This is a genomic window from Pseudomonas sp. CBS, from assembly GCF_024734645.1.
In the GTDB taxonomy this organism is placed as follows: domain Bacteria; phylum Pseudomonadota; class Gammaproteobacteria; order Pseudomonadales; family Pseudomonadaceae; genus Aquipseudomonas.
Genome location: NZ_CP102929.1, coordinates 4,133,931 through 4,146,152, shown reverse-complemented (window position 1 = coordinate 4,146,152; position 12,222 = coordinate 4,133,931). Strand labels below are relative to the sequence as shown.

Annotated in this window: 9 protein-coding genes; 5 read left to right on the top strand and 4 right to left on the bottom strand. The window is 61.9% G+C overall.

Going from position 1 to position 12,222, the window contains the following annotated elements; genetic code table 11:
- The first annotated feature begins 176 nt into the window (after window positions 1-176).
- Entirely contained in the window at window positions 177-1,847 is a 1,671-nt protein-coding gene (locus NVB75_RS19085) for a bifunctional diguanylate cyclase/phosphodiesterase (RefSeq protein ID WP_226476790.1), read from the top strand.
- 128 nt (window positions 1,848-1,975) lie between these two features.
- On the opposite strand, the gene NVB75_RS19080 is transcribed toward NVB75_RS19085, so the two are convergent.
- Entirely contained in the window at window positions 1,976-3,379 is a 1,404-nt protein-coding gene (locus NVB75_RS19080) for a NorM family multidrug efflux MATE transporter (RefSeq protein WP_258342805.1), read from the bottom strand.
- Window positions 3,380-3,531: 152 nt separating this feature from the next.
- Here NVB75_RS19080 and NVB75_RS19075 point away from each other — a divergent pair, with 152 nt between their 5' ends.
- Both NVB75_RS19075 and NVB75_RS19070 read left to right on the top strand, forming a co-directional pair.
- The gene (locus tag NVB75_RS19075; RefSeq protein ID WP_258342804.1) at window positions 3,532-4,452 is read left to right on the top strand and encodes a LysR substrate-binding domain-containing protein; all 921 of its coding nucleotides are present in this window, start codon (window positions 3,532-3,534) and stop codon (window positions 4,450-4,452) included.
- A 178-nt stretch (window positions 4,453-4,630) separates the two neighbouring features.
- The gene (locus tag NVB75_RS19070; protein ID WP_258342803.1) at window positions 4,631-6,607 is read left to right on the top strand and encodes a methyl-accepting chemotaxis protein; all 1,977 of its coding nucleotides are present in this window, start codon (window positions 4,631-4,633) and stop codon (window positions 6,605-6,607) included.
- Window positions 6,608-6,724: 117 nt separating this feature from the next.
- Here NVB75_RS19070 and NVB75_RS19065 read toward each other — a convergent pair whose 3' ends face one another.
- Window positions 6,725-7,648, bottom strand: coding sequence for an ABC transporter six-transmembrane domain-containing protein (locus NVB75_RS19065; protein ID WP_258342802.1), 924 nt, complete (start codon window positions 7,646-7,648; stop codon window positions 6,725-6,727).
- 114 nt (window positions 7,649-7,762) lie between these two features.
- On the opposite strand from NVB75_RS19065, the gene NVB75_RS19060 reads away from it, so the two are divergent.
- Window positions 7,763-8,347 (top strand): TetR/AcrR family transcriptional regulator, encoded by a 585-nt coding sequence (locus NVB75_RS19060; protein ID WP_258342801.1) that lies wholly within the window; start codon window positions 7,763-7,765, stop codon window positions 8,345-8,347.
- Here NVB75_RS19060 and NVB75_RS19055 read toward each other — a convergent pair.
- A complete protein-coding gene (locus NVB75_RS19055; RefSeq protein ID WP_093203748.1) occupies window positions 8,334-9,830 on the bottom strand; it encodes a YifB family Mg chelatase-like AAA ATPase in 1,497 nt (498 codons plus the stop codon). The two genes, NVB75_RS19060 and NVB75_RS19055, sit on opposite strands and share 14 nt — an antisense overlap.
- Window positions 9,831-9,927: 97 nt before the next feature.
- Window positions 9,928-10,836, bottom strand: a complete 909-nt coding sequence (locus NVB75_RS19050; RefSeq protein ID WP_258342800.1) for a LysR family transcriptional regulator — start codon at window positions 10,834-10,836, stop codon at window positions 9,928-9,930.
- Between the two features lie 234 nt (window positions 10,837-11,070).
- On the opposite strand from NVB75_RS19050, the gene cfa reads away from it, so the two are divergent.
- The gene (gene cfa / locus NVB75_RS19045) at window positions 11,071-12,183 is read left to right on the top strand and encodes a cyclopropane fatty acyl phospholipid synthase (RefSeq protein WP_093203756.1); all 1,113 of its coding nucleotides are present in this window, start codon (window positions 11,071-11,073) and stop codon (window positions 12,181-12,183) included.
- The last annotated feature ends 39 nt before the right edge of the window (window positions 12,184-12,222 follow it).

Genomic DNA, 12,222 nt, shown 5'->3' with positions numbered 1-12,222 from the left:
TCGATCTAAATTTGCCGGTTTTGTTACTTTGCCGCAGGATGTGCAGGGCATTTAGGACTATTGTTCGGTCTAGCGCCGCTCAGTGTGTATTTGATAACCCATATCATTGGTCATTGTCAGGTCGCACGTCATAATGCCCGCCGCCAACGAAATTTTGCAGAGTCTAGGGAGCTAGCTTGTCTACGCCTGTCGAACCCTTGCGTTTGCTGCTACTGGCCGATGAGCCAGCGTGGGCAGCGTTATTGCGCGAGTGCCTGGCGCCGATGGGCGACGGAGCTGTGCTGATCAGCGCGCCAAACTGGGAGTCTGTGAGCAATCTGTTCGACGACGATCACAGTGCGGTGTTGTTGACCACGGCCAGCCTTCAGCCCGGCCCCGGTCGTTGCAGCCTGCCAACGGTATTGCTGTTGGAAGAGGAACCTCTGGTTTCGCCCCTCGGCGTCAGCGACTGGCTGATCCTGAATGCACTGGATGTCGATACATTGCGCCGGTGCCTGCGGCATGTGCGCGAGCGCGGAGTGCTGGAAAACACCCTGCAACGCTTGGCCGAGCAAGACCCGCTGACCGGCATCGCCAACCGCCAGGGCTTCCAGACCCTGTTGACCGCCCGCCTGGCGGAAAACGAAGGCCGTGGCGTCGCCCTCGGTCACCTCGACCTGGACAACTTCCGTCATGCCAACGACGCCCTCGGCCACCAGGCCGGCGACCGGCTGATCCTGCAAGTGGTCTCGCGGCTCAAGAGCCAGCTGGAGGCCGGTGATCAACTGGCACGCCTGGGCAGCGATGAGTTCGCCCTGCTGATCGATACCCGCCGTGCGCCCCAGCGCGCCGAATGGATGGCCGAGCGCATCATCGAAGCCATGGCCGAACCGTATTGGGTCGATGGCGAAAGCCTGCTGATCGGCTGCAGCCTCGGCGTGGCACATGCCCGTGCCAGGGCCGGCGCCGACCCGCTGATGTGGCACGCCCATATCGCCATGCAGCAAGCCAAGAGCACCCAGGGCTGTACTTTTCATATCTTCAACGAGCGCATCAACCGCAATGCCCGCAGCCTCGCCGACCTTGAAAGCGAACTGCGCCGGGCGTTGCGCCGTGACGAGCTGGAACTGCATTACCAACCCCGCCTGGACCTCGACGACGGGCATATCGTCGGCCTCGAAGCGCTGGTGCGCTGGCGCCACGGCGAGCGCGGTTTGTTGCCGCCGAGCGAGTTCGTGCCCCTGGCCGAGCAGAGCGGCTTGATCGTGCCGTTGGGCTACTGGGTGATTTCCCGGGCGCTGCGCGACATGCAGGACCTGCGCGAACGCGGGATTGCGCCGTTGCACATGGCGGTCAACCTGTCGTTCCGCCAGTTCCAGGACAGCCAATTGCTCAGCACCCTCAGCCGGCTGATTGCCGAGCGTGGCGTGGAAGCTCAGTGGCTGGAATTTGAACTGACGGAAACCGCCGTGATGCGCCGCAGCGACCTGGTCAAGCAGACCATGGACGCCCTTGGCCGCCTGGGCGTGCGCTTTTCCCTGGATGACTTTGGCACCGGCTTCTCGTCGTTCGTGCACCTCAACAGCCTGCCGATTGCCTTGCTGAAGATCGACAAAAGCTTCGTCGGCGGCATGGAAGAGCGCGAAGAGAACCGCAAGCTGGTGCACGCGATGATCAACCTGGCCCACAACCTGAATCTGGAAGTGGTAGCCGAGGGCGTGGAAACCGCAGAGCAGCTGGCGTTGTTGCGGTTGTTCGGCTGCGATCAGGCTCAGGGTTACCTGATCAGCAAGCCTTTGCCGCTGGCGGAACTGGTGGACTACCTGACGTTTGGTAACAGCCAGGAATTGGTGGGCGGCGTGATCTAATGGTGTGAACCCGATCAAAAATGTGGGAGCGGGCTTGCTCGCGAATGCGGTATTTCAGCCAACCCATTCATGGCTGACCCACCGCATTCGCGAGCAAGCCCGCTCCCACAGTTGACCGAGCACAATCGTTACTCAGGCTGCGCGCCTTGAAATCCGCGTTGGGTTTCAGGCTCCTGGCGAATCATCCGCTTCATCTTCCGTTCAAACGCCCAGGTCAGGCTGATTGCCGCGCACGCCAGGCCCAGAGCCAGGCCCCACCACACGCCAGTCGGCCCCCAGCCGAGATTGAACGCCATCAACCACGCAGCCGGTGCGCCGATCAGCCAGTAGCAACCCAGCCCGACCAGAAACGTGGTCTTGGCATCCTTGAGCCCGCGAATGCAGCCCATGGCAATGGTCTGCACGCCGTCGAACAGCTCAAACCAAGCGGCCACGGCCAGCAGGCTCACGGCGAGGTTGATCACGTCGCGAAACGCCGGGTCATGCTGGTCGAGGAACAAGCTGATCAACTGATGCGAGAACAACCACAGCACCGCTGCAAAGCCCAGCATCACCAGCGCGCCAAAGCCGATGCCCACCCGGCCGGCCAGCCGTGCTTCCAGCAGGTTCCCGGCCCCGTAATGCTGGCCGATGCGCATGGTAATTGCGTAGGACATGCCCGCCGGAACCATGAACGCCACCGACACAATCTGCAGGGCAATCTGGTGCGCAGCCAATTGCGTACTGCCCATGGTGCCCATGCACAGCGCGGCGAACGCAAACAGCCCGACTTCCACCGCGTAGGTGCCACCAATCGGCAGGCCCAGGCGCCACAGTTCCCGCAGGTAATGCAGGTTGGGCCGCAACAGGCCCTTGCGCAGCGGATAGGCGTCGTAGGCGCGGTTGTATTTGATGTACCAGATCAACGCCAAAGCCATGCAGTTGGCGACGATGGCCGTGACCAGGCCAATGCCCACCAGCCCGAGTTTCGGCAGGCCGAACATGCCTTCGATCAACGCGTGGTTGAGCAGGTAGTTGATCACCGTGCCGCCCAGGCTGATGACCATCACCGGCGTGGCCTTGCCGATGGCGCTGGTGAAGCCGCGCAGGGCCATGAACGTCAGGTAGCCGGGCAGGGCGAACGGCAGGATGGTCAGGAACTGGCCGGCGGACGCGACGTTGGTTTCGGTCTGGCCGAACATCAGCAACACCGGCTTGAGGTTCCACAGCAGCAAGCCGGCCACCAGTGCCATCAACCAGGCCAGCCACAGCCCGGCCTGGGTCAGGCGGGTGGCGCCTTCAATGTCGCCCGCGCCCTGGCGGATCGCGACCAGCGTGCCCACGGCGGCGATCACGCCGATGCAGAAAATCGACACGAACGAATAGCTCGCCGCACCCAGGCCGCCGCCGGCCAGGGCCTCGGGGCTCAGGCGGGCCATCATCAGGGTGTCGGTCAGCACCATCAGCATGTGGGCCAACTGTGAGGCAATCAGCGGCCCTGACAGCCGCAGAATGGCCCAGAGTTCGGTACGTGCCGGATGCTGCATGATCATCACGCTCAAAAAGTCAGGGAAGGGTGGAAGGGTTGATTCTCGGTGCTCACAGCGCATTGCACAAAGGGATAAATCCGATGGCACGCATGATTAAAACTCATGCCTGAATGATTCTGGTAGGGTTTCGAGATTGCGCCGTCGGAGCTTTCGCCATGTCTCGTCGTCTTCCTCCTCTTTACGCCTTACGCGCGTTTGAAGCCGCGTCCCGCTACAACTCGTTCACCCGGGCGGCGGAAGAGTTGTCGATCACCCAAAGCGCGGTGAGCCGGCACATTCGTACCCTGGAAGAGCATTTCGCCTGCCGCCTGTTCCAGCGCAGCGGCCGCACGTTGCAGCTCACCGAGGCGGCGCGCCTGTTGCTGCCAGGCGTGCGCGAAGGCTTCGCGGCCCTGGAGCGCGCCTGTCATACGTTGAACGCAGAGGACGACATCCTGCGCATGAAGGCGCCGTCCACCCTGACCATGCGTTGGCTGCTGGCGCGGCTCAGTCGCTTCCGGCATTTGCAGCCGGGCAATGAAGTGCAACTGACCAGCGCCTGGATGAACGTCGATGAAGTGGACTTCAACCAGGAACCGTTCGATTGCGCGGTATTGCTGAGTAACGGCCATTTCCCGCCGGACTGGGAAGCCTGCTACCTGTTTCCTGAACTGCTGATTCCAGTGGGCGCGCCGAATCTGTTGAGCGACGGGCCCTGGGACGTCATGCGGCTGGCCTCTGCCGAATTGCTGCACCCGACGCCGGACCGGCGTGACTGGCGCTACTGGCTGGAGCGCATGGGGCTGTCATCCCAGGTATCGCTCAAGGGCGGGCAGGTGTTCGACACCTTGGAGCTGGGCATGATTGCCGCCGCTCGGGGGTATGGCGTGTCCATGGGCGACTTGCTGATGGTGGCTGAAGACGTGGCCCAGGGCCGCTTGAGCTTGCCATGGCCCACCGCCGTGGCCAGTGGGGAAAATTACTATCTGGTGTGGCCGAAAACCCGGCCTGGTGGTGAGCGTTTGCGCCGGCTGGCGGACTTTCTCCAGAGCGAGGTCCAGGCGATGGAATTGCCCGAGGTAGAGCGACTGGATTGAGCGGATTGCGCATCGGCGAGCAATCGTTTGCGTGATACCCCTGTGATTCGCTCAAGTATTGAGCCTGCCCGCCGAAGTAGGGTTGTTGGAACTGCCGTTCTACAACGTTTCCCCTATTAGAATTTTGCCGAGCAGCGCTATGAGATCAGGATGATCCTGGCCTCGGCCAGGAGCCTTCATGTCTCAACCTCGCGCCCGGATCGCCTCTCAACTGGGGCTCGCCCTCGCCGTGATACTGGCTGTCGTCATCAGCGGCAGTACGGTGTTCGCCTTGCGTTCGCTGGACTCCGCCAACCTCGACACCCGCGAGGAGCATCTGGCCAGCGAGGCTCGCTTGCTGGCTGACCAACTCAATACCTTCCACAGCACCTTGCGCGAAAGTACCCAGCGTTTGAGCGGGCTGTTTGAAAAGCGCTTCAGCGCTGGCTTGAGTGTGCGGCCGGAGCAGCCGGTGACTGTGGCGGGCGTGCAGACGCCGGGCCTGTACCTGGGCGAGGAAGTGCTCAACAACAATTTCGCTGAAGTTGATGAGTTCAAGCAGATGTCCGGCGGCGTGGCGACCGTATTCGTACGCAGCGGCGAGGACTTTATCCGCGTCAGCACATCCCTGACCAAGCAGGACGGCAGCCGCGCCATTGGCACGGCGCTGGATCATCAGCACCCGGCCTATCAACGCTTGCTCGGCGGGCAGGGCTATGTCGGCCGCGCGGTGTTGTTTGATCGCTCCTACATGACCCAGTACAGCCCGGTGCGTGATGCCAGCGGCAAAGTGATTGCGGTGCTGTTTGTCGGGTTCGACTACACCGACGCGCAGAACGCCCAGTTCGACAACCTCAAGCGCTTCCGCATCGGCCAGACCGGTTCCCTGGCGCTGCTGGATGAACAGAAGCATTGGCTGGTACCGCCCGCTGGCGTGCAGGCGCTGGATCAGTCGATTCCGGTCATGCTCGACCTGGCCGCCAAACCTGGAAAAGGCCGTTTCTGGAGCGATAAGAACGAAGATTTCTACAGCGTCGCGGTGCCGTTTGAAGGCGGCCCGTGGTCGGTGGTGGCGAGCATGCCGAAAGCCGAAATTCGCGCGGTGACCTGGTCGGTGGGGATTCGCCTGGCGATCGGCAGTTTGCTCGCGATGCTGCTGGCGGTGGGCGCGGCGGTCTGGCTGTTGCGCAGCAAGTTGCAACCGTTGGGCGACCTGGTACGTCAGGCAGAAGCCCTGGGCGCCGGTGATTTGAGCGCGCGCTTGAACGTTTCCAGCCATGACGAAATCGGCCAGTTGGCCCGCAGTTTCAACCAGATGGGCGAAGCGCTGTCGACCATGGTGTCGCACATTCGCAAGGCGGCTGAAGACGTAAACAGCCGCGCCCAGGCGCTGTCGGGGTTGTCCGGCGGTGCGTACGAAGGCATGGAGCAACAGTCCGGCGAGATCACCAGCATGGCCGGCGCGGTAGAAGAGTTCAGCGCCACCTCGCTGAACATCGCCGACAACATGGGCAACACCGAGCGCCTGGCCCAGGACAACGCCCAGCAAACCAGGATCGGCCGCACCTCGATGCAGAAAGCGTCGTCGTCCCTGGAACACATCGCCACCGCGCTCAATAGCACGGCCACTGTGATCAACACCTTGGGCCAGCGCTCCCAGGAAATCGGCGGGATCGTCGGGGTGATCACCGCCATTGCCGAACAGACCAACCTGTTGGCGCTCAACGCCGCCATCGAAGCCGCGCGGGCCGGTGAGCAAGGGCGTGGGTTTGCGGTGGTGGCGGATGAAGTGCGCAACCTCGCGTCGCGTACTCGTCAGGCCACGGATGAAATTTCCGGGATGATTCAGAGCATCCAGCAGGAAACCGGCAACGCCATCAGCACCATGGAACAAGGCAACGTGCTGATGCAGGAAGGCCTGGCGCGCAATGCCGACGTGGCCTCGGCCCTGGCGCGGATCGACGAGCAAAGCCGCTCGGCGGGCCAGCAGTTTGCGGCGATTACCACCGCTACCCAAGAGCAGAGCAGCACCGCGACCTTGCTGAGCAGCAACTTGCAGAGCATTGCCCTGGCCAACAGCGAGCAGCGTGAAGTGGTGTCGAACCTGGCGATCACCGCCAAGGAACTGGAGACCCTGGCGGCGGGCTTGCGGCATGAGGTTGACCGGTTTCGTTGATTGACTGTTCGGGCCTCATCTCGGGCAAGCCCGCTCCCACTGTTGACCGTGTTCAATTGAAGAAACCGGTTCAATGTGGGAGCCGGGCTTGCCCGCGATGACGGAGGATTCGACGCCTCAAACGTCGGATCGGTCGCCCAGCCCCGGGTCCACACGCTTGCCAATGTCCTTGAGTCGCGCCAGTTGGTCGACCATCCCTGGCGCTTCATCCAGGCTGCTGACAAAGGTCCACAGGTAAGTCATCACCGCATACACGTGGCCCGCCTTGACCGCCGGCGACAGCGCCAACTGGCTGATGGCGACCACAAACAGCAGTGCCGCCAGCGTACCGATAAACAGGAACGCGGCAGCCTCGCGGTCCGACAGCCAGATCCGCAGGCGTGACAACACCTGGTAGTGCCGCCGCAAGGTCAGCGCGCCGACCTTTTCCACCAGGCCGATTTCCTTTTCCAGGCGGTCATTCAAGCGCTCATGCAGCTCCTGATTGCGCCGGGCGAAACGTGGCAACAAGGTCGTGCACAGCACCAGCGCCGTCAGGCACGCCAGGCCGATCCACGGCTCGATCACCAGCAGCATCACTGCCGCACCGACGATCGACACCAGCGCCGTCGCGATGATTGGCACGTGTTTTTCGAAAAAATCCACAAAGTCCCGTGCCAACACCACCCGCGCCGCTGCCCGTGAGGTGCTGTGGTTTTGCAGGCGCTGGTTGAGAATCACCGGCACCGCCAGGTCCGCGTAGATACGGGTGAAGGTGCGTGTATCCAGCGCCCTTCGCGCCGCCCCGACCACCCAGAACGCCAGTACCACGGCGGCGTAGAACAGCGCGCTGCCGGCGTCGCCGCGGATAATTGAGTCCACCGCGAACCCGGCAAACAGCGGGTAGGCCAGCAGCAACGCGTTTTCCAGGGCCACCAGCGACAAGGTGCAGAACAGCTTGCCGGGATAGGCCCTGGCGATCGCCTTGAGGGTTTGGCTGGCGGATTGTTGTCCGATCTTTTTGCTTTCTTCGATCAGAATTTGCGGTGTTACGGATGACATGGGGTGCACCAAGGGTGAGATAAACGCTAGTATTGAGCGACTGCTCAAGTATCCTTGAGCGATCGCTCAAAAAGCAAGCGCCGTCGATCTGCCGGTGCCTGAAGGAAAAGCCTCATGTCGCGTATCGACCGTAAAGACCAGATCATCGCCGCCGCCCTGGAGCTGTTTCGCAGCAAAGGCTTCGCCGATGTTTCCACCCGCGACTTGGCGGAGCACGCCGGGCTGTCCCGCAGCCACGTCTATCACTACTTCAGCGACTGGAAAGAACTGCGCCGCGAAGCGTTTGTGCGGTTTGCCAACGAGCAACTGGACGAGGTGCGGGTGCCGCTGGAGGGGCTGCCTCCACTGGAAGCACTCGAAGGTTTCCTGCGTGACTGCTTGCCCTCCACGGCAGATGCCGGGTGGGCGTTGTGGCTGGATGCCTGGGACGAAGCCATGCATGACGAGCCATTCGCCGAGGCTTACCTGACGATCAACGCCCAATGGCAAGCGATGCTCGCGGAGATCATCGAGCAAGGTGTGGCGGCCAAAGTGTTCCACTGTGAGTCGCCCAAACGAGCGGCGCGGCAGCTCTTCGCCGTGGCCATGGGGTATGCCGATGACTTGATGCTCAAACCCTCCGTTGAATCGGCTGAGGCGGCGATGGGGGAGGTGATGGAAGTGGCCGGGTTGCTTCTGACTTTACCTAGGACGCGCTAGCGGGGCGGTACTGCAAGGCTTCCGCCAGATGATGGCGGGCTATGGCTTCCACCTGTTCCAGGTCGGCCAGGGTGCGGGCGACCTTGAGCAAACGATGCGCCGCCCGCAGCGACAGTGTCAGGCGTTCGCACGCACTCTCCAGCCAGCCTTCATCGGCCTTCGCCAGCTTGCAGTGCTGGCGTAGCCCCGGCAGGTCGAGAAAGGCATTGGCGCAGCCCTGGCGCCGTTGCTGACGCTCCCGGGCCTCGGCCACGAGGGCGGATGCGCTGGCGGTATCGTCGCCTGACTGTTTGCCCGGGTTCAGCGCAGTGCTTTCCCGGGCGACGGTCACGTGCAGGTCGATCCGGTCCAGCAGCGGCCCCGAGAGCTTGTTGCGATAGCGCTGGATCTGCTCCGGCGTGCAGCGACAGCGCCCACTTGGCTCGCCCACATAGCCGCAAGGGCAGGGATTCATCGCCGCCACCAACTGGAAACGCGCCGGGAAACTCACCCGGTCGCGGGCGCGGGCAATCACAATATGCCCGGACTCCAACGGCTCACGCAGCACCTCCAGGACCTTGCGATCAAACTCCGGCAGTTCGTCGAGAAACAACACACCATGATGGGCGAGGGTGATTTCCCCCGGCTGCGGTTTCGAGCCGCCGCCTACCAGCGCCGGGCCTGACGCCGAGTGGTGCGGCTGGCGAAACGGCCGGTGCGGCCAATGGCTCAGCGGCGCCAGGCTGACCACTGATTGAATCGCCGCCACCTCCAGCGCTTCCTGTTCACTCAAGGGCGGCAACAGCCCCGGCAGACGGCTGGCGAGCAAGGTCTTGCCGGTGCCCGGTGGCCCGCTGAGCAACAGGTTGTGGGCGCCCGCGGCGGCAATCAGCAGTGCGCGTTTGGCTGCCAGTTGGCCCTGCACTTCACTGAGGTCGGGATAGGGTTTGTTCAAGTACATCAGGCCACTGGAAACGAAGGGTTCGATCGGCACGTGACCGTTCAGGTGCGCCACCACTTGCAGCAGATGATCCACCGCAATCACCTTCAATCCCGAGGCCAGGCACGCCTCTTCCGCATTGGCCCGAGGCACTATCAAGGTGCGCCCGGCCTTGCGCGCCGCCAGCGCTGCTGGCAATACCCCTTTTACCGCCCGCACCTCGCCTGACAGTGCAAGCTCTCCCAGGCATTCCACGTTATCGAGGGTCAGCGCCGGTACCTGCACACTGGCGGCGAGAATCCCCAGGGCAATCGCCAAATCAAAACGCCCACCGTCCTTGGGCAAGTCGGCGGGCGCGAGGTTGAGGGTGATGCGGCGGGAAGGGTATTGCAGCGCAGAATTGAGAATGGCACTGCGCACGCGGTCTTTGCTTTCCTTGACGGCGGTTTCCGGCAGGCCTACCAGCGTCAGCGAAGGCAAGCCGTTGGCCATGTGCACCTCGACAGTGACGGCGGGGGCTTCAACGCCAATCTGGGCGCGGCTGTGGACGATGGCGAGGGACATGCTCGTTCCTTGAGATGAGTGGCCGCTTCCTGCGGTTTTTCAAGGGTAGCCCAGCGCCGGCGCAACGCAGCGGTGAGGTTTTACAGAACGTATCGGGTTACTGGCTGGGCGGCGGCACACACAAAAACTCCTTCGCCAATGTCAACCACGCCTGCGCCGCAAACGACAGCTTGCACTGGCGCCGCCACGCCAGCATCAGCCGCCAGTTCAGCGCGGGCGACTGTATTTCCGCGATGCTGAATTGGTTGGCATCAAGGGTGTCGCAGAACGCCCGGGGCAGCAGGGTGATGCCCACGCCCAAGCGCACCAGGGAGGCGATAAAGTCCCATTGGCTGCTGCGGCCGCTGATACGCGGCTCAAAACCGGCCAGGGCACAGGCATCGAGTACGAATTGGTTCAGGGTGAAGGTGTCATCGTAAAAGATGAATTCGCAGGATTGCAGTTCGCTCAGCTCTACCGAGCTGCGTCCCTGCCAGGGCGAATCATGGGGTGCGAGCAGGCACAGTGGCGATTCGAACAAGGGCATGGATTCGAATTCGGACCAGATGTCCGCCACGCGCGGCGAGTCGAGGATGGTGCCGAACTCCAGGGTGCCTTGGCGCAGGTCCTGAATGGTGACGTTGCCGCCGCTTTCGAACAGTTTCAGTTCGATCTTCGGGTAGCGGGCGTGATATTCCGCGAAGATCGGTGCCAGTGCGAGGTGAGTAGAGGGCGACAGTCCCATGCGCAGGGCGCCGCGTTCGACTTGCTGCAAGTCTTGCAGCTCCACGGTCATCTCATCGTGCAGTGCGATCATTTCCTTGGCGCGCTTGAGCACAATTTCACCGGCGTCCGTCAGGGTGAAACGTTTTCCCATGCGGTCCAGCAGCCTCAAGCCAAGGCTCGTTTCAAGTTGCTGCACCATTTTGCTGACCGTTGGCTGGGTCAGGTGCAGCTTCACGGCGGCTTTGGTAAAGCTCTGCTGGTCCACGACTTCTACGAAATAACGAAGCGCCCTGATGTCCATTTTGCATTCCAATTTCGCATGGTTTTCATAAGATTAATTCATTATATCTTTAAAAAATGGCTGGATAAGATTTGTTACATCTGTTCCCAGCCAGCGTTCCCGGTGATGCCTTGAGGGCCATGCCAGACGCTTCCATGGCCAGATTTCTCGCAGTGTATGAATCAAAGGCAACGCTATTTCTGGAGAGCAATTGTGCTTAACAAAACGCGTCATTCTTTTTCCGGTTCTGATGAGATGTCTCAGGGAGCGCGCTTCGTTAAGGAGTTGCTGGCGCAGGCGCAGATTGAGGTAAACGGGCCGTCGGCTGCGGATATGCAACTGCACCACAGTGCTACGTTCGACCTGGCCCTGGCCAAAGGCAACCTTGGCCTTGGCGAGGACTACATGGATGGCGGTTGGGACGCCGAGGCGCTGGATGAGTTTTTCTACCGCCTCATGCGGTCCGGGGTGATCGACCAGGCCAACCCGGCCACCTTGTTGTTTCACGCGTTCAGCTCCCGCTGGCTGAACCTGCAAAACAAGAAGCGCGCCTGGCAGGTCGGCGAGGCGCACTACGACCTCGGCAATGACTTCTACGCGCGCATGCTCGACTCTCGCATGACGTACACCTGTGGCTACTGGAAAGATGCCACCACCCTGGAACAAGCGCAGTTCGCCAAGCTGGACCTGATCTGTAAAAAGCTCGGTCTCAAGCCGGGCATGCGCGTGCTGGATATCGGCTGTGGCTGGGGCAGTTTCATGAGCCATGCTGCCGAGCACTATGGCGTGGAGTGCGTGGGTGTGACCATCTCCAAAGAGCAGGCGGAGTGGGGTCGCGCCAAGTATGCACATCTGCCGATCGAGTTTCGTCTGCAGGACTATCGGGATATCGACGAGCAATTCGACCATATCGCCAGCGTCGGCATGTTTGAGCATGTGGGGCGCAAGAACCATCGGGCGTATATGGAGGTGGCCAATCGCTGCCTGAAGGACGACGGGCTGTTCCTGTTGCACACCATCGGCAAGAACCAACGCAACAGCACGCCGGACCCGTGGATCGACAAATACATCTTTCCCAACGGGGATTTGCCCTCGATCGGGCAGATTGGCGACGCCATGGACGGGTTGTTTGTTGCCGAGGATTTGCACAACTTTGGCGCCGACTACGACAAGACACTGATGGCCTGGTGCGAAAACTTCGAATTGGCGTGGCCGGACTTCGCCGAAACCTTCGGGCGGCGTTTCTACCGGATGTGGCGCTATTACCTGCTGTCGTGTGCAGGGGCGTTTCGCGCGCGGGATATCCAGTTGTGGCAGTGGGTATTGTCGAAGAAGGGCGTTGTCGGCGGGTATCAGCGGGTGAGCTGAGGGTTACAACGGTTTAACGGGGACAGGCGAAACCTGCCC